16 protein-coding genes are annotated in these 18938 nt (G+C 51.9%); 7 read left to right on the top strand and 9 right to left on the bottom strand.

Features of this window, described 5'->3' with window-relative positions; all coding sequences use genetic code 11:
- Nucleotides 1-29 precede the first annotated feature (29 nt).
- From BFP89_RS04385 to BFP89_RS04365, 5 genes are all read right to left on the bottom strand, one after another.
- Nucleotides 30-971, bottom strand: coding sequence for a LysR family transcriptional regulator (locus BFP89_RS04385; RefSeq protein WP_065884355.1), 942 nt, complete (start codon nt 969-971; stop codon nt 30-32).
- On the bottom strand, nt 972-1529 hold the full coding sequence (locus BFP89_RS04380; protein ID WP_065884354.1) for a cytochrome b: 558 nt from the start codon (nt 1527-1529) through the stop codon (nt 972-974).
- Nucleotides 1529-2605 carry a catalase family peroxidase gene (locus tag BFP89_RS04375; RefSeq protein WP_065884353.1) on the bottom strand — a complete coding sequence of 359 codons (1077 nt, stop codon included), beginning with the start codon at nt 2603-2605 and terminating at the stop codon, nt 1529-1531. The genes BFP89_RS04380 and BFP89_RS04375 overlap by 1 nt, the downstream gene beginning before the upstream one ends.
- A 259-nt stretch (nt 2606-2864) precedes the next feature.
- Nucleotides 2865-3818, bottom strand: coding sequence for a PDR/VanB family oxidoreductase (locus BFP89_RS04370; protein WP_065884352.1), 954 nt, complete (start codon nt 3816-3818; stop codon nt 2865-2867).
- Nucleotides 3819-3884: 66 nt separating this feature from the next.
- Nucleotides 3885-5405, bottom strand: a complete 1521-nt coding sequence (locus BFP89_RS04365; RefSeq protein ID WP_065884351.1) for an aldehyde dehydrogenase family protein — start codon at nt 5403-5405, stop codon at nt 3885-3887.
- Between the two features lie 382 nt (nt 5406-5787).
- Here BFP89_RS04365 and BFP89_RS04360 point away from each other — a divergent pair, with 382 nt between their 5' ends.
- On the top strand, nt 5788-6420 hold the full coding sequence (locus tag BFP89_RS04360; RefSeq protein WP_065884350.1) for a TetR/AcrR family transcriptional regulator: 633 nt from the start codon (nt 5788-5790) through the stop codon (nt 6418-6420).
- Here the strand turns inward: BFP89_RS04360 and BFP89_RS04355 are convergent.
- From BFP89_RS04355 to BFP89_RS04340, 4 genes are all read right to left on the bottom strand, one after another.
- Complete coding sequence (locus tag BFP89_RS04355) at nt 6404-7402, bottom strand: LysR family transcriptional regulator (RefSeq protein WP_256097314.1); 999 nt, start codon at nt 7400-7402, stop codon at nt 6404-6406. The two genes, BFP89_RS04360 and BFP89_RS04355, sit on opposite strands and share 17 nt — an antisense overlap.
- Nucleotides 7403-7638: 236 nt before the next feature.
- Nucleotides 7639-8943 (bottom strand): NAD(P)/FAD-dependent oxidoreductase, encoded by a 1305-nt coding sequence (locus tag BFP89_RS04350; RefSeq protein ID WP_065884349.1) that lies wholly within the window; start codon nt 8941-8943, stop codon nt 7639-7641.
- A gap of 71 nt (nt 8944-9014) precedes the next feature.
- Nucleotides 9015-9455, bottom strand: coding sequence for a Rid family hydrolase (locus tag BFP89_RS04345; RefSeq protein WP_003173919.1), 441 nt, complete (start codon nt 9453-9455; stop codon nt 9015-9017).
- 53 nt (nt 9456-9508) lie between these two features.
- A complete protein-coding gene (locus tag BFP89_RS04340) occupies nt 9509-10648 on the bottom strand; it encodes a tyramine oxidase subunit B (RefSeq protein ID WP_065884348.1) in 1140 nt (379 codons plus the stop codon).
- Between the two features lie 483 nt (nt 10649-11131).
- On the opposite strand from BFP89_RS04340, the gene BFP89_RS04335 reads away from it, so the two are divergent.
- From BFP89_RS04335 to BFP89_RS04310, 6 genes are all read left to right on the top strand, one after another.
- On the top strand, nt 11132-11638 hold the full coding sequence (locus tag BFP89_RS04335) for a nuclear transport factor 2 family protein (RefSeq protein WP_065884347.1): 507 nt from the start codon (nt 11132-11134) through the stop codon (nt 11636-11638).
- Nucleotides 11635-12735 (top strand): amidase, encoded by a 1101-nt coding sequence (locus tag BFP89_RS04330; protein WP_065884346.1) that lies wholly within the window; start codon nt 11635-11637, stop codon nt 12733-12735. The genes BFP89_RS04335 and BFP89_RS04330 overlap by 4 nt, the downstream gene beginning before the upstream one ends.
- Nucleotides 12736-13322: 587 nt before the next feature.
- Nucleotides 13323-14747, top strand: a complete 1425-nt coding sequence (locus BFP89_RS04325) for an APC family permease (RefSeq protein ID WP_065884345.1) — start codon at nt 13323-13325, stop codon at nt 14745-14747.
- Nucleotides 14748-14912: 165 nt separating this feature from the next.
- The gene (locus tag BFP89_RS04320; protein WP_065884344.1) at nt 14913-16196 is read left to right on the top strand and encodes an aromatic ring-hydroxylating oxygenase subunit alpha; all 1284 of its coding nucleotides are present in this window, start codon (nt 14913-14915) and stop codon (nt 16194-16196) included.
- On the top strand, nt 16197-16673 hold the full coding sequence (locus BFP89_RS04315) for an aromatic-ring-hydroxylating dioxygenase subunit beta (protein ID WP_065884343.1): 477 nt from the start codon (nt 16197-16199) through the stop codon (nt 16671-16673).
- 502 nt (nt 16674-17175) lie between these two features.
- Nucleotides 17176-18501 (top strand): hypothetical protein, encoded by a 1326-nt coding sequence (locus tag BFP89_RS04310; RefSeq protein WP_065884342.1) that lies wholly within the window; start codon nt 17176-17178, stop codon nt 18499-18501.
- Nucleotides 18502-18938: the final 437 nt, after the last annotated feature.

Below are 18938 nucleotides of genomic sequence, written 5' to 3'. Positions count from 1 at the left end.
ACAGGGTTTATAAAGAATGCTCGCACGCATCATTTGATATGAACTCCAGTAGGGCTGCCGGAAGCAAACAGACTAATGATTAACCCGCGCAGCCAGGTTATCCCGGCATCCGATAGGAAACGGCTATGGCAATAAAGTCCCACCGAGATGGCTGGCAATTCGATGGGCAGACTCAGCAGCCGATAGCGCTGGTTGTGGTTTAGCTGCATGGCAATGGCACGCGGCAGAATCAATGCCAGATCAGTGTTGGCGACGATTTTCGGGGCAATCGTAAAGTTAGGCACTTTCAGAGCGATTTCGCGCGCAATGCCGGCCTTTCCAAATGCTGCATCGGCGGTTAGGCCATGGCCGGTAATATTGCTCGAAACGTCAACATAGCGCAGGGCGAGTATGTCCTGAACGCTCAATTCATCTTCCTGAAAAGGATGGCCGTCGCGCAACAGACAAATGAATTCGTCGTCTAGCAGGTTTTCGTGAATGCACTCTTCACCAAGTTCTACCAGATAGCCTATCGCGATATCTACATCACCTTTGCGCAATGCCATAGCCAGTTGCTCTATAGGCATTTGACGTACATCCAGGCGTACTTTCGGCGCCTCGCGCGCTAGCACTTCCATCACCGTCGGTAGCACATAAAGTTGCGACATATCCGACATGGAGATGCGAAAAGTACGATCCGCTGTTTTCGGTTCGAAGTTCGAAAACATCATTAATGCGCTTTGAATAATAGTCAGCGCATGTTCAATGGGTCCGTGCAGGCGAATAGCTGCGTCAGTCGGCTCCATCGACGTTGCTGTTCGTACGAACAGCGGATCGTCAAACACATCGCGTAGTCGACGCAGTGCGTGACTGACGGCGGGCTGGCTGAGGTGTAGGCGTTCGGCCGCGATTGTCAGGCTGCGGTGTTCCCAAATAGCCACAAAAGTCCTGAGAAGATTCAGATCGATCGTGGCCATGTTGATGTGCGTCATTTATTTACCACGAGCCTTACGCGTGATGCTGGAAAAGACGCCGTCGCGGTATATCCAGGCATGTATCAGCGCTGCGCAAAGATGTCCTAACACGAGCAGAAACAGAACCCAGGCGAATAACCCATGTGCGGCTCGAAACCAAGCGTAAAGCGCGGAGCTGACAGGAGCAATGGGTGGAAGGTTCCAGCCCGCGAACATGGTGACAGGCCAGTTTCCGGCAGAGAGCGTCGCCCAACCGAGCAGTGGCAGGCAGAGCATCAGCAAGTAGAGCAATAGATGCGAAACATGCGCCGCCATTGCCTGCCAGTACGGTACGCTGACAGGCAATGGCGGGGTGGCGCTTAAAAGCCGATTGCCTAGACGCAGGATAGCCAAAAGAAGAATGGCGATTCCCAGAGGCCTATGAAGATCAATGAGCCAGGGACGCAGGCTCAGAGAAGACATCATGCCTACACCTATAAATAGCATAGCCAGGATAAGGACAGCCATGAACCAATGGAGAAGCCGTGCCGCGAAGTTGAAACTTTGCACACCGGTGTGCTTCTGCTGGGTATGCATTATTTGATTTCCTGTTTGCCAACCGCGTCAGTGGCTTTACCAAAACCGATTTCTCGTAATCGGGCGTTATAGGACTGGGAGTAAATACCCGCACGGGCTGCAAGCACCGGATCGTCTGAAAGTGCTATTCCTGATGGTACAAGCGTCGGGTCAAAGTTAATGTCACGACATGCCCCATGAGTTTGCTCTACCACCTGGTTGACCTCTAACGTCCCAGCGATTACCTCCTTGCGGTTGCTCGGCCATGGTTGAGAAGGGTCGTTCACCGGATCTCCTGCCTCGGCCAGTTGGAATACCAGATCCCAGTACAAGGGTGCTATACCCACACGCTGAGTTATTTCATCAAACAGGAAGTCATGACTGGCTTGCGCATGAGCCTCTTTGCTCAACATCTCTACCGCCGCATGGGGGCGCATGGACCAGCGCACAGGTTGACGTTTTCCATCCGCTGCAATAAGTACGAAGGCGTTGATGGAATTATATTCGGTTCCTGCAAAACTGGCCGGCCAAGTCGCGTTCGCCTCTCGCTCTACAGACTTGCGAGCCTCTGGATATTTTTGAAAAAACGCGGCCACCTTGTCCGGGGCTGGTTGTCCAGTGGCAGCCACCGGTTCAAAGGCTTCGACCTGCGCCAGGAAACCTTCGGCATCCCGAGTCGCGAAGTAGGGTTCGTTGTTGAGCTTCATTCGCCACTGTGACTTATCGTCGCCTACCAGCATGAGTGCCATGCTGACGGTCGCCGTCGAATTGTCCGCCGCATGCGGGTCCACGGTGCCGATTGAAAAACGCCCGATGGCGGGGATGTTGGCCGGTAGAAAAATACGTGAGGTCGACAGAGGGACGGCCGCGCCGCTCGCATGAAAAGTCCCACTGAAACACATACCCTTACCGTGGGCCCGTCGATAGCCTGGTGGAAAATTATCCAGGGAGTCACCCAGAAACTCTTTTGTGGTAACGCCGGTGCCTAAAAATCCTCCTGCCCAGGCAAAAACCAGCACAAGAGCAGTCGCGATACTGAATATGCCCAACAACGGCACTCGATATTTCCATAAACCCTGAAGGTTATTCTTAAGCATAAAATTCTCAGCTGCACGTTGTCAGGCAGCGCTGGATTGAAACTGCCGAATGGATAGCGCCAACACTAGCCGGCGCAAAGCAGTAGTCATGTGTAAGACAGAGGGATTTGAACCGCCGATACGGCAGGGAAAAATCCCGTGGGCTCAATGGGTTTGCTTGAGCGGTAACGCATGACGAACCCTGCGCCATAGCCTGTGTGTCATTACATTGCTGAGCACGCCCAAGGCAAATCACGCCGGCGATGCGCCGCTTTTGACGTTATATGTCCAGCACCAATCGTGGAGATTTTGATCGTGAACAGCAAACCAATATCGTATCGTTCGCCGCTTTTTCATCAGCAGTGAGATACACATCGCGATGGTCTGGTTCACCCTCTAAAACATCACAGAGGCATGTGCCACAAACACCCTGCTCGCAGGATATTTCGATATCAATACCTACTTCAGCCAGTGCTTGATAAATGGTCTGCCCGGTCATGACATTGACGGTTTTACCGCTGCGCGCCGCCACAACCTCAAAACCAGACCCATTGGTATCAATGTCGGCCTGAAAGTATTCGCGGTGAATGTGTGCATCAGGGTAGCCGAGTTCGAGAGCATTATTGATAACCCACTTCATAAAACCTCCCGGTCCACATGTATAGATGTGAGCCGTGTCCTGGCTGCCTCCTAATACGCGTTTGAGGTCCAGTTTGCTTTCAGGTTCATCGTCGAAGTGCAGCTGGACGGCTTGGGAAAATCCGGAGAGCTCCAACTCTTCAAGAAACGCACTTCGGCTACGTGAGCGTGCGCAATAATGCATTTCAAACGCCTTGCCCCTGGCTTCAAGTGCATAGGCCATGGCCAGCATCGGTGTGATGCCAATACCCCCTCCGAGCAGGATTGAACGTTCGGCATTCAAGTCCAGCGGGAAATGGTTACGAGGCAGGCTTATGTTTACCCTTACGCCTTCAAGCAATTCCTGATGGACTGCAATGGACCCACCCCTGGATTGAGGATCTCTCAATACCCCAAGGCGATAAATGCCTGCGTCAGCGGGATCGCCGCACAACGAATATTGGCGGATCACATTTGAGGGTAGGTGCACATCAATATGGGCACCGGCCTCAAAGGTCGGTAAATTGCCGCGGTCTGCCCGCGCCAGCTCGATGACGACCACATCATCACCTTGCAGCACTCGTTTAAGCACGACTACGTTTAGGAGTTCATTCATCGGGTAATACCTGTACGCACGCGGGAAGACAATTCATATTGATGGTTTAAAAAAGCTCGCCAATCTTCATTCAGCCTGATCAAAAACACGCATAACACCGGCCTTGAGTGACGTGTGGGCGAGTAAGCCTTCTTCACCCAATTCATGACCTGCGCCTGAATCCTTCATGCCGCCGAAGGGGAGGCTGAGATCCAGCACATTGTGGTTATTGATCCAGATAGTGCCTGCCTTCACGCCGCCGAAGAAGCTCGTGATCCGATCAACGTTTTTGGTCCAGATACTGGCACCCAAACCAAATGAGGTCGCATTGGCGCGCTGGATAACCTCACGGTCGTCCTTGAAGGAAAAGGCTGTTAGCACCGGCCCAAAAATCTCCTTTTGGGATGTGATGCTGTTGTTTGTAAGGTCGGTCAAAATGGTAGGCTGAATATAAGCGCCAGGGCTGTTGATCGTTTCGCCCCCACACAGTAATTCTGCACCGGACTCAAGGCCCTGGTGGATCATGCTCATCACCTTGTCGCGGTGGGCGTGATGCACGAGTGGACCCATCTGCGAACTTAAATCCAGACCCGGGCCAATTTTGATGGTCCGTGCGATTTCAGCGACTCCCGCAGTGACTTCGGCGTAGTGGCGTTCGTGGACGTACAGCCGAGAACCTGCGCAGCAGTTTTGACCATGATTGCCGAAAATAGCCCAGGCAGCGCCGGGAATAGCGATGTTCAGATCGGCATCTTCGGCGATGACGACCGGTGACTTTCCGCCGAGTTCAAGCGTGTACTTTTTCATCAGGGGCGCTGCTATTGCGGCGATTCGTTTCCCTGTCTCGGTCGAGCCTGTAAAACTTATCTTGTCCACGCCAGGGTGCTCAACAAGCGCCGCACCCACTTCATGACCCAGGCCGGTAATGACATTGACAACTCCAGGTGGAATACCAGCTTCATTACACAGCTCCGCCATGCGCAAAGTAGTGAACGGGGTTTGTTCAGCGGGCTTGAGAACAATAGTGCACCCCGTTGCAAGAACAGGCGCCAATTTCCAGACCGCTTGGCAAAGCGGCACGTTCCACGGGGTAATTGCTGCGACGACACCCAGTGGCGATCGTTTTGTGAAACCAAAGAATTTTTGATCCGGCAGGTAAGGAACGGACAAGTCCAGGGTTTTTCCAGAGATTTTGGTGGACCACCCGGCCATATAACGCAGCGTATAGACCGACAGGTCCGCATCGAATGCGCGAGTGTTTCGAATAAGGCGGCCACTGCTGAGCGTCTCGAGTTCAGAAAGCTCCTGAGCATTTTCCGCAATCAAATCAGCGAGCCGCAGCATCAAAGCTTCACGTTGATAGGGTCTCATTCTGGACCAGGCGCTGTCTTCAAATGCCTTGCGTGCAGCGGCCACTGCCAGGTCGACGTCAAATTGGTCTGCCTGTGCGATTTGACCTAATTCAAGACCGTTACTAGGATCGGCGATAGAAAAGTATTTTTCTGAATGCGGGTCCCTGAACTCACCATTAATGAAGATTTGGGTACGTTTGCCGATCCTGGATTTAGCCCCAGCGGTGAGGTGTTCGTAGTTATTTGCCAATGTCATGATCGAATGCCCATTGTTATTGTTTCAGGGGCCGCTATCGTACTAGCGGAATATAAAGGAAATTAATATCCCGCACCGTCAAGAGTTGGACAATGACAGCAGAGGTACCTATTGTTGCCCTTGCTGCAACAAAGGCGAATCATCCAGGTGGTGCGTCCAATGTCTCACTTGCGTGTAGGGCGGATTGGTTTTTGCTGATCGTGCCCTAGGTCGTGGACCGCGACTGCACTAAGCTGAGACGATGACGATATCGGGTAAAAAAGTGGTGCATCTAACCGGACCGGTATATCTGGCCTGTATGGATACAAGCAAGTATGGGCTTTAAGGCGAATTAAGAGTGTTGTATAATTTCTGGAATTTTTAGGTAAAAAGGAAATTCTTAATGAGGGTTGCTAAAAACAATCAAAAGACTGAAGAGAAACGTACGGCTATTTTGGTCGAGGCAAGGATGGTATTTCTCGACTCGGGAAATGCTGGATTCAGTATGAGAAGCGTGGCTAAAAAAGTCGATATGTCGCTGAGTCATCTTCAATATTTTTTTCCGACCAAAGATCAACTATTTTTGGAGATGGTCAGGTATACCGTAAATGACTATCTGAAAAATTATAAACTCATAATGATAGAGTCCTATAATAGTCCCGAGCAACAGATGTGTGCTGTGTTGGATTATTTGTTTAGCGATCTCATGCGACTGGATGTTACAGCTATCTTCGTCGAGCTCTGGGGGATGGCACTCCGGGATGTAGAGGCGCGCCTTTTTCAGCGTAAACTGTACAGAGTCAATAGGCGAAAATTTTCGACAATCCTTACCAGGGTTTACCCTGACGCATCGCGTGAGACCATCAAACGGGTCGCAACCCAGGTGCTGTTACACATCGATGGCATTATGGTGCTTTACATGGTGGATTGGCCGGATGCGCAGAATTATGAGCGAATAGTTCAAGACGCTAAATCCATCATATGGAGAATCATGGAAAATATCGCTCAGAAAAAAGAGACTAGTCAACTGCCGTAGCTATGGCATTTTTCCGAACCAAGAAAATCTTATTGGGATTTCTGCTGGTGCAATCACGAATGCGCCGAATCTGTGCGTTTATCGCCATTGCCAAGTAATGCACCAAATCACGCGAAAGAGGGGACAGCTTCCTGGATTGGCGCGAAATAATTTGTACTTGTGTTACATTCAAGGCGTGATAATCGATAGGAATAGCTTTTAATGTGCCGTTGCATAACTCATCAATGACGGGAAAGTCACTGAGTATTGTCGAGGCTATGCCATTGCGCGTGAGGTCCAACATTATCTTCAGTGAGTTTGAAGTAATGTAAGGCTGGAAGTGAGCGCTGCTTTCACTTTGCAACTGATCAATAATCCCTCTGATCCGGTACTCAAGCGGGGGGAGAACAATATCTTCGTCAGCCAGGTCTTGAAGACTGAGTATCGATCTGCCCGCCAGCGGATGGTCGGGGTGGACAATAGCTCTCATGGGTTGATCGAAAGAATGGAGCCTATTGATGTTTGCGGTCTTGGTAGGGGAAAACACCAATCCTATGTCTGCTTCGTCTTCAGCGACCATTCGCTCAACTTCGTGAGAGGGCGCAATCAACAGCTCAGTGTGCGATTGTCGGTTAGCTTTGAAAAATTGATAAAGCTCACCTATGGCCTGAGTGCTAAGCAGTCCTTCGCCCACCGCAATACTTGTTCTATTTAAATATCCTTCTTTGAGTTGGCCGAGTTTTTTCAAAAGTAGATTGTGATGACCCATACGCTCAACATAATAATCAACTGCAGCCTGACCAGCGGCGGTCAGGCAGATCCTGTGAGTACCTTCTTGTATGAGCTGAATACCGAGATCGGACTCCAGTTTTGCAATCTGGCGACTGATGGAGGAGACGGCGAGCTCCAGCTCTTCGGCCGCCGCGCGCATGGTTCCCAATCTGGAGCTTAAATACAGATACTTGAAGCGTTGATCTTGAAGCTCAGTTTGGGAATTCATCATGGGTGCCTCGCACGGTTCGCATCATCAAGTTTTTATTATGCTGACGAATCTATGCTAGTGAATGCCGGGAAGCAATACCGTGGGCTAGTTTTTTTGGTCAGTGACCTACAATATTTTTATAGCTTTTTGATCTAAGAAGGCGTTTCTGTCTGCACCGAAATTTGCGGTTCCAGATTGCACGTTTAACGTTCTATGGGACGCTTGATTGCTGAGGTACCCCTGATTTCCTGGCTTGATCAGCTGTGCTGGCGCTTGAGGTGATACGGTGCGGGATTAACTATGGGTGTGTCGCCAGTGACGAGATCAGCGACCAGTTGTCCGGCTGCTGGAGAGGTGCCAAAACCATGCCCTGAGAATCCGCAAGCAAGCGTCAAGCCCGGGATTTTATCCACGGGGGATATCACTGGGAGGCCGTCCGGCGTTACATCGATCATGCCAGCCCATTCGAGCTCTATGGTGGCTTTTTTAAAAGCGGGCCAAGCTTCAGTGAGATTGCGTAATGCAGCCCGATTCAGTCCGTGATTGACGTTTGGGTCTATTGTCCGTCTCTGCTCGAAAGCAGAGGGACCTTGGTCAGAACTGCGTCGCGACAGGGCCAGTTCTGTCATGAACTCTCGTCCCAGGGAAAGATTCATGTTTTTCCATTGGGAACGCAGTGTGGAAAAGTAGTGATGCCCGATCAGCAAGCTGTCAGGTACGATCGGCACCATGAAAGCTCCCCGGTTCGTAATGATGTATCCGCCGTCCTGGTGTTTGCGAAAAGAGATATCTGGAGTGCCTACTGCGACTTCAGTCATGCCCTCTATCGTCAGAGGAGCGGTCCGAAGGACTGAGGCGACTACCGGTAACGTCAAGAGGGGAACACCGCAGGCAGCCAGAAAGCGTCTCGACCACATGCCGCCGGAAAGGATTACGTTATCGCACCGCACTTCCCCCCGCTCGGTTACAACACCGCTTACTCTGCCTGCCGACATGGATAGCGCTCGCACCGCGCAGTTCTCCACGATGATAACGCCTTTTGCAATAGCCGCCCGTGCGATGGCACTGCTGGCAAGAGTAGGCTCTGCTCGGCCATCAGAGGCTGTATAAATTCCGCCTGCCCAATCGACGGTGCACCCTGGAGAAAGATCAGCGATTTCTCTCGCCGTGACCAGGCGTGAGTCGAGCGAGGCATCAGCGACTGAGTTCAACCATTCTTGATGTGAAGCCATTTCTGAGGCTGAACTGGCGGTATACAAAATACCGGTCTGTCTGTAGCCAACATCGGCATTGAGCCGTTGCGCCATGGTGCCCCAGAGTTTTTCTGCAGCGATTGAAAGAGGGAGGTCCAGTTTGTCCCGCCCCATTTTCCGGATCCAACCCAGATTTCGCGAGGATTGTTCGCCAGCAATTCTGCCTTTTTCAAGTACTGTGACGGGTATGCCACGTTCTGCCAGCGACAATGCCGCGGTGAGTCCGATAATGCCCCCTCCGATCACCACCACTGTCGTGGAGGCAGGAAGAACGACAGAAGTCTGAACGGGAGAGATAGAGGGGGCCAAGTTTCTTATCCTTGATGTTGTATACGTTATCGAAAGTGCACTGAATCGCTACGCCCTGAGGCTGCTAAGTGTCACGTATTATTATGAGTAATCGTGATTTCTTTGACATCGGCCTTTGAAACCCCGCGATAGGCGGTGACTTCAATTTCAACTTTGTATATCTCAGATCCAAGGGGAGGGCTGGTCAGCGTCAGCGTTGGATTAATGCCTCGCATTTTTTCTGCGTAGGTGGCCATTACGATATCTATGTCCTTCGCAAACGGTATGAACACGCGCGCGGCAACGATATCGCCAAGCGAAGCGTCAACGGCCGAAAGGGCATGTTCTATATTGGCCAAGACTTGAAGGGTCTGCTCAGCCGGGTCTTCGGGCATTTCCTTTGTGGCGGGATTGCGGCCGGCGGTATTGGATACGAAAATCAGATCGCCGACGGCGATGAGGCGCGAATAGCTACCCAGCTCCTCAAACTTGGATCCGGTTTTAACTTTAATAACGTCGATAACTTCTTTCATGTGGAGTGTCCGATATTCAATGAAGACTCTGAAGGCGCGCTGGCCGTGCGGGCTTAACTTAGCGTTGGGGTTTCCCAGAGATTAAGTTTGACGCCTATGCCTTTTTCGCAGGCGTTGCGATAAATAACGGTGCCCCACGCAACATCTTCTACCGGCATACCGCCGACCGACATAATGATGATTTCATCGTCGTTTTTGCGGCCGGATGCTTCACCGACAACAATCTTGCCCAGATCCTCGAGCTGGTCAGGTGACATTTTTCCTTCGTCGATCAGATCCAGGAATTGGATGCCCACTACTGGCACGATGTTGTGCACTGGCTTGGGATTTTCTTCATGCCATGCCTGGTAGAGAGAAGGATTGTCCAGAACCTTGCGGATGTCGGGTGACTGCATGCCTTCATCGATACTCGTCAAGGCGGGCATGGACAGGAACGTACCAGGGCTTACCCATTCACGCTTCACCACAGGATAGGCAGAGGCATCACCAATTGCTCCGGAATTGCAGAATGTGACGATGTCACAGTCGCGTACCACAGCTTCGTTGGTGTCAACCACATGAATGTTGACAATCTGCGGAAAAGTCTCACGAACCCACGATGTAAACGCATCGATATTTTTTTGGCCGCGTCCCTTGACTTTAACTGTGTCAATCTCAGGACATTCGGCAACGAATGCCGAAAGTGAGGTCTTCGCCATCACACCTGGACCCAGAATGCCAACAACCTTCGAATTCTTTTTGGCCAGATGGCGGGCGCCTACGCCAGGCACGGCGCCTGTTCGATAAGCAGAAAGAAGATTCGCTGACATGATTGCCAGAGGAGCGCCTGTATCGGCATCGTTGAGTACGAACAGAAGGATGGAGCGGGGGAGGCCCTTCTCTCGATTCGCGATGTTGGATCCGTACCATTTCATCCCGGCTGTTCGAAATTGACCGCCAAGGTACGCAGGCATCGCCATGAAGCGTCGATCGGGAGTAGGTTTGGGCATGCCCGGAAAAGGTGAGTCTTCGGGAAATACCACCACAGATCCGTGGGAATTGTTATTGGGACCTGCCATCCGGTAGTCACCGTGGTACATCAGGGAAAACATTTCTTCCATCGTGTCAACGCAGGCTGCCATATTGGTGACGCCCGCCTGAATCATGTCCGGTTCGGAGAGGTAAATGAAATCAATATTAGGTAAGTTGTGCATAGTCGTTGATGCTCATTTTGAAATACTGCTCTTGCCGCTGATACGAACCTTTCTCAGCGGAGACGTGATCTGACCGGTTGCGCTTTAACCTTCAACGCCGTTGTCATTCTGAATCGAACGGTCCAAATCGCAGGGCCTTCGAATAATCGGGTGAGCCATGGCGGTTATGCGCTTTTTTCAACGCTTAACTGCTCCAAATCAGCCTTGGAGCATTCGCCATGAGTTCTGGCGCTCAAGCTAAGCTAGGTAACAGACCACCCTTATCCTACAGTTCGTTTTTTTGAACTCGATGACATTCGAGGCGACACTTGTTGTGGTAATGACAACGCTTGCGCTAGCAGGGTATAGCGGCTATTCCGGTCAAGCACCGATCAACATCATTGCCTAAAAAGCAACATGATTCTTGGTTGCTGTGATTGTGGTCCGATTTCTATGTCAGTAATTTCCTTGTCTTGTTTTTGCAGATTCGACAGGAGCCTTTTCATGATTTCCCCCATTTCTGACATTTCCCTGCTGGAAGAGCGTATTCGGGTACTTGAGGCCGAATCTGCGGTTCGCCATTTACTGAATCGGTATATGTTTTTGTGCGACGTTCCCGGGCCTGAAACACGTGAAATCGAGCTGGGCCAATTGTTCTGCCAGGATGCAGTTTGGCAGGGGGTCGGATCTCGGTATGCCCTTAAGTTTGGTCGTGTAGGCGGACGCAAAGCGATAGTGGCGATGCTCATGAGTTACCTGCCGCCGGCTCCACACTTTCTGTCAAATATGCACTTTCTTTCCGGTGAGCAGATATCTGTCGATGGTTTTCAAGCCAAAGGCCGATGGGTAATGCAGCAACTTAGTCGCTACGAATCTGGCCAATCAGGATCAATTGTCGCCGCCCTCAGCGTGGAATTTCTCTGGGAGGCAGACGCCTGGCGCATCTCCTCTTTTTCAACTGAACGCGTTGATGCCTTTCGTCTCGAGAATGTCCAGGGGGCGTCACTGTGAGCCCGCTGGTCATTGAAGGTTGCATCGGGGGGCCAGGTCGGACGGTCGCCATCAAGGATTCTTTGGATGTGGCAGGTTGGCCAACACGGTGTGGGAGCCGTGCTTTCGAACACGCCCCGCCAGCCCAAGACCATGCAACTGTTGTGAAGGCGCTTCTCGACGATGGTTGGCAAATCATTGGCAAGACTGTGCTGCATGAGCTGGCTTTCGGTGTGACCGGTATCAACGAGTGGGCTGGAACGCCAGTTAATCCACAGGCACCGGATCGGATACCTGGTGGGTCTTCCAGTGGCTCAGCGGTCATCGTTGCTCAGGGAAATGTGGATGTGGCATTGGGTACTGATACAGGAGGTTCTGTGCGCATGCCGGCTGCCTGCTGTGGGGTCTTGGGTCTCAAGCCATCGTTCGGTCGTTTGAGTCGTCACGGTGTGTATCCGGCTTCCAGTTCTCTTGATGTTGTAGGGCCCATGGCTCGTGATCTCGAGACGATCGTGGCTGCGATGACGTCAATGGACTCAACTTTTTCGGCGCATAAGCCTCTCGGGAAATTTCGGGTAGGTTTAGTCAATGTCTCTTGCGATCCGGCGATTGAGCAAGCCATACGGGACGAGATGAATCGTCGCGGCTGGGCCTGGGAAGTCGTCACGCTGCCGCTTCTTGATCAGGCATTCGAAGCTGCATTGACCGTCATTAATGCTGAAACGTGGGCTGCTTATGGTCATTACACCGGCCAGGCTTTACTGGGTGCCGATATTGAGGCGAGGTTACTGCGTGCGGCCAATACTGATGCCGTAGCCGTACAAGCTGCGGATGCGGTGCGCATGGCATTCAGCGAACAGGTAGACCATTTACTGGAGCGCTTCGATACACTTGTCCTTCCGAGTTTGCCTCGTCTGCCACCGCTATTGGTTGATGTATGCAAGGGTGAATCGGTGATCGATCTGACGCGCTTCCTCAGGCCGTTCAACTTGAGCGGGCACCCGGCATTGAGTGTGCCAATTCCCTATCCGGGTTCCTCCATTAAAACCAGCCTGCAACTCATCGGAGCAAAGGGTGACGATGCACGTCTGTGTGCCATTGCTGGTGCGTTCCTTTGAATAAATCAGCGTTTGTCATCGAGCGCAGCAAGCACGCGGGTCAGGCGGTGCAATCAAAAAGTGACTCAGTTCCTTCTCGGGCGACCAAGGACCTGATCAGGGATGTCACCCAAAAGGTTGCAGCGTTGCAATCTGTACAACGAATGTCGCTTACGGTGTCATCGTTTTCGTGGCGAAGTACTGCAAGGATACCGGTAGGCCGTACACCCATATGAAGCCGGCTACCTGTGATGCGCAATCTACATCGCGCCGACAATTAGAAGGATACGCTTGAACCAGATTCAATCCGATTGCCAAGGCCAGGAATATACACTGGACATTGATGCCTCGTTGAATAGGCGTCATGAATCGTGTCATCGAAGACAAGTGATTGGTTTGAGTTTCTGAGTACCCGCCTTTTGGCAAGATAAGAGTTTGGTGAACTTGGCAACGAGTGAAGAGCGATATAAAGAATAACCAGGCTGCGGTTTTCAGGGGCAGCGGGCAGGTATCGCTTGCGCTTGAGGAGCGCTCGCGTTGGTCCGCAAGGACGCTGCTGCATCGATTTATTTCCGTTATTCATAAAATAATTAGAGTGGAGAATTGGGATGACAGAGCTATCCGAACCCCTATCTGCAGATGTGCCTGCAGGCGGCCAGCAATTAGAAGGTAATCTAAGTGCTTATAAAATCGCGTTATTGGTGATTGCAGCCGCAGGACCGTTAGGGGCGGTTCTCACCGCGGCCCCCATCGCTTTTGAGCACGGTAATGGCGCTGGCCTTGCCGGAGCATTCCTGCTGGCGGGAATTCTGATGATTTTTTTCTCGATAGGCTATGGCGAATTAATCCGGGCGGTCCCGGGGGCCGGCGCATTTTACAAGTACCTCACGGTGATCTTTGGACGGGGCGTAGGAGCGGGGGCGGCATGGGTTGCCTTAGCCTCTTATCTGGCGATTACTACGGCGATTGCTGTGGCGTCCGGGTATTACACGAATATGACCATGCAAGGGTTTGGTATTGATATCGGCTGGGCAGCATGGACCGTCTTATACGTGGGGGCGATTTGTTACCTGGGTCGGGCGAATATTGATTTTGCGGCAAAGATCCTCGTGCCTTTGGTGCTTGCAGAGTTTTTTGTGCTTTTTCTACTGGGTATTTCCATATTCTTGGATAAAGGTCTTAACGCCTTCCCGGTTCAAGCCATCTCGGTAGACGCAATAATGTTGCCGGGGCTGGGGGTTGGGCTCATGGTGGCGCTGGCATCATTCCTCGGTGTCGAGTCCGCCGCGCTTTATGCGATGGAAGCCAGGAAGCCAGCAAAAACCATTCCGCATGCCACTCGTTTGGCGGTCGTTTTGGTAGGCGTCGCCTACTTGATCATTATCTGGCTGATCATCGGTGAGGTTGGGTTTGACTCCATCAAGGACGAGGCAGCAATAGCGAAGGGCGGGTTGGTCATCAATTTGTTCACGACTCGTTTGGGTAGCACGATGGCGACAATTGTTTCCCTCATGCTGTGCACCAGCAACTTTTGCTGTTTGTTGTCACTGCATAATGCTGCGACGCGGTATGTTCAAGTTTTGGCCAAAGACAGGCACTTGCCGAATGTTCTTTCACATGTTCATGAAACGAAAAAATCTCCAGCCAATGCAAGTCTTCTTGTAACCGTGCTCGTCGCGCTGACCATTATCGTCTCTTCCTCCCTGGGCTATGACGCCTTTGTATTTTTGTTTCCCGTAACGGTGGCATTGTCGACGCTTGGATTGATAGGGCTTCAGACATTTGTCACATTGGGGGTCGTCGTTCACTTCAAAAGAGCCAACGATAAACGGTATTTTAAAACGTTACTCAGCCCGCTCATCGCACTGGCTGGGCTGAGTACTGCCGTTTATCTCATCTACGATAATTACGGCATGCTAACGGGCAGTGAATCTGCCTGGGTCAATGGCACTCCATTACTTCTGGTTGTCTTATTTATCTACGGGATAATCAAGGGGCGCATCAGGAAAGCTGACTCGTCCGGGATCAAATGATATAGGCCATGCCTACACCGCCGTTAAGCTTGATCCAGGTGGATTGACGCTTGTTGTCTTTAAAACAATAAACCTCTCGCGGTCGGCGGTTGATGAGGTGTGGGTGCGGGCTTAAGGTTATTTCAAAATAACTCTCGTCACATTGCGATAGAAAGGTAATTAATTGTGAGCGATTTAATTAACGTTGTCGGGCTTGATATGGAGCCCGCAAGCTTGGTCAAGCACGACCGCGTGCACACGTCGTTGTACACCGATGCCAAGCTGTTTGACATGGAACTGGAAAAGATTTTCTACAGTACCTGGGTCTGGGTCGCGCACGTCAGCGAGATCCCGGAGGCGGGCAGCTACAAAAGCACCTACATCGGCAAGCAGCCGGTGATCGTGGTGCGCGACCGCAAGAAACAGGTCCATGTGCACCTCAACCGCTGCCGCCATCGCGGCGCTACGGTATGCGAACACAAGAAGGGCAAGACCAACAGCTTTGTCTGCCCATATCACGGCTGGAGTTACGCGCTGGATGGTTCACTGCGTGGTGTGCCGAGCCCTGAAAGCTACGGTGATTGCCTCGATAAGGGCGAGCTGCCTCTGGTCAGCCTGCGTGTTGAAGAATATGCGGGCATGCTGTTTGCCACGCTCAAGGATGACATCGAACCACTGGTCGACTTCCTCGGGCCTGCCAAGAAATGGATCGACCTGTTCATGAAACAGGGCGCCGGTTACCCGATCAAGGTCCCAGGCGAGCACCGTTTCCGTTTTCCGGGCAACTGGAAAATCCAGTTGGAAAATACCACAGACGCCTACCACTTCCCGCTGGTGCACAAGTCATTCCTGGCATCGGTAGATGAGCAAACCCTTAAACTTTTCGACTTCGTTGAAGGGCCGGGTTACGTCGAAGACCTTGGTAACGGGCACAGCGTAATGGTGATGATCCCCGACTTGGTGGATCTTGAAGCCGATCTCGACAAACCGATCCCGGAGCGCTTCGAGGAGCTTGCTGCGCAATTGCGCGAAGACGGTATCGAAGAGCAGCAAGTACGCCGTATTGTTCGTGCTGTCGGTGGCTCGGGTTTCAATCTTAACCTGTTCCCCAACGTTGCCTGTTCCATGGCGTTTTTTCGCGCGCTGCAACCGATATCGGTGACAGAGACGGAAATTCATCACTCGGTAATCACCATGGACGGCGGCCCGGCTATAGCCAACCGCTACCGCCTGCGTTTGCATGAGCACTTCCAGGGGCCGATGGGCTTTGGTACTCCGGACGATTCCGAAGCCTGGGAGCGTGTGCAGAAAGGCGCCAGTGCTGGCGAAGACCTGTGGATCATGTTGAACCGTGGTCTGCCGGGTGAGAAACCGACCGAAGACGGGCTGGTCAGCGACGTAAGCGCCGAGACCGGCATGCGCGCTGCTTACCAGCAGTGGAAAAAGATGATGACGGCAGAGACTAAGTAAATGAACCTGCAATTACTGAATCAAGTCACCGCTTTTATCTGGGCTGAAGGCGACATGCTCGACCATGGCGAATTCGACACCTGGTTGAGCCTGTGGAACGAAAAGGGTACTTACATTATCCCGATCAATCCCAAGGAAGAAGACTTCGAAAACACCCTCAACTACGCCTATGACGATCATCACATGCGTCAGTTACGAATCCAGCGTCTGACCGGGGGTGATTCGATTTCCACCAGCCCGCAGCCGCGTACCGTGCGCACCCTGTCACGTTTTCGTGTGCTGTTCGAAAGCGATGAAAAAGTGACGGTCCGTTGCGCGCAAAACGTGCGCGAGTTCCGTAAGGACTCGCTCAAACATTACAGCGCGGACATCGTCTACGAGCTTGAACGCGCCAGTGACACTTTCAAGATTCAGCGTAAGTTGATTCGTTTGATCAACGCTGACGACGCGCTCGCCGGGATAGGTTATATACTTTAAGTTAACAGTTCGGGTGCCGGAGACGAGGGGTGTCCGTTCTGTTTCTGCCGGCTATAAGAGCGGTGCCTTCTGACACTCGCCAAGCGTTTTGATTGGAAGGCACTTTGTCGGGATTGAACAGTGTCTGCTGAGAGTGTCGGTTATAGATTTAAATATCAGTCTCTGTAGAGGCGGGTGTTTTCCGTTGGGTCAGCATAGTTGAATTTTTAGCCCTTCTTATACTTGGCACATGCGCTACAGAAAAAGCACGTCAGACTCGATTCTTGTACGGATAATAATGCTCATGCTAGGCCTGCTGGAGTGTTATTAAAGCAAGCTGTCGCGAGGAGGTGAAGATTTAAAAAACGCAACAGATATTTAAAGCATAGACTGCGCAACTATTAATCGGTAGCTCGCATTGACTACCCAAACGACTGCAGAATCCTGGCGGCATTTAAATGCAGGTGAGGAATAGCCCATTTAATGTATCGCTTAACCCAATAAAAAAAATGGAAATGCAACCATGCGTCGATATTCCCTGCTTCACCTTTGTACCCTCGCTGCACTGTTCAATGCAACAACTCCCGCGGGCGCTTACGAGCTTTTTTCCCGAGATGACACCCATCTCAATGCTAACCTGGATGCAGTTTTTGGCGTTTTCCACAGTCGTGAAAGTTATCCAGCCTCTGGCCGGTTAACACAGGGAGCCTCCTCATGGAGAGAGGGCTACATCAAGTATGGCATGAGCGGCGATCAGGGATTGCGAGGCGCAGGGACGGCCTATGGTGCCTTCTCACTGGTCAGTTCGGCCACTTGGGGGGACGGGGACGCTGCAGGCTACACTGATGGATCTGAGCGCACCACCAAGATTGAAGATGCTTATTTGGGATGGCGCTCGGGCAACCTGTTTGAAGTCCTTGGCAAAGACGGCATCGACTTTTCATTCGGTCGACAGAATATTGCAGTGGGCGACGGCTTCCTTATTCAGGGCGATGCCTTCAGTGCAGGTCGCGGCCTCGGCGACGGGCAGTACAATCGTGGAGGTGCTTTCTACGTGGCTGCCCGCAAAGCGTTCGATAAGACAGCCGTGTTGCGCATTGGCGGTAAAGAGGGCTGGCGTGGCGATCTGATGTGGCTTAAATCCGATAACCCCTCTCAGGCCAATACCGAGATGTACGTCGGTACGCTGGAACACGTGGCTGCAGCCGGTACGGTTGGCCTGACGTACATCAACACCACGAAAATCGCTGAACAGTACGCTTCGCCCCTGCAGCTTGAGCGTGACGGCATGAAGACCTACAGCGTGCGCGCAGTGGGTAATGCGGGCGTGGAAAACCTGTTTTTGTCGGGTGAATACGCCAGGCAAAACAAACCGAATGCGACGAATGAGGACGCTTGGTATCTGGAAGCAGGGTGGACCTTTGCTGATGCTCCGTGGAAGCCGAGCGCCAGCTATCGCTACAGCCGCTTTTCAGAAGGTTATGACACCTTGTTTTATGGGACGGGGCGTGGCTACGGCACATGGTTCCAGGGTGAAGTGGCCAGTAACTATGCCGGCCCCTTCAACAATAATGCTCGTATCCAGAATGTTACGTTCAAGGTCAATCCTTTGGAAAGCCTGACCCTCGGAGCCATGTACTTTAATTACGACACCATCGATCGTAACGTGCGTAACACCGATGGTCATGAAATCGACCTGTATGCCGAATGGCGCATTAATCAGCACTTGACCGTTTTGCCGTTGTTAGGCATCTACCAGCCAGACAAGAGCGCAGAGAAGGGGGGGACGCAGTTGGGTAACAACGATACAAATGTGTACACCCAGCTGGTGTTTGCTACGACATTTTGATACCTGGCAGGTGACCGATGTCACCTGTTTTTGTTCCTCGCCGTTTAGAAAAAGTTGTATCCCTAAACACGCCATAGCCCACCGTCGGATCGCCGAGTTTTGCCTGGCAAACGTTCTGTACTTTTTGCGAGGTCTAGCTTGATCAAAGAAAAGCATGACGTAAATAACGCAGTCAGTAATGGAAACCGGCAGAGCGTTTCATCCGTGCGCCTGGAATAGTTTCCACTTTCGCTCCTTGGTGGAGCTGCCCTCGTTCCCGAGGGCACGCTTTTTAGACAGCCACTCTTTTTGAGCGGTTCTTGGCCGCTTTATTCTGGCGTTGCGTTTCCCAAGACTATTTCGTCTGGAGCACTCACGATTTTAGTCCCATCGACTTTCCCGACAGCGTCGCCGCGACATCGAGCATCATTTCGCGCCAACGCCGAGGGCCCGCTCGA

Origin of the sequence: Pseudomonas sp. 31 R 17 (assembly GCF_900004915.1) — a bacterium.
GTDB lineage: Bacteria > Pseudomonadota > Gammaproteobacteria > Pseudomonadales > Pseudomonadaceae > Aquipseudomonas > Aquipseudomonas orientalis_A.
This window is presented reverse-complemented; position numbering and strand designations above follow the sequence as displayed.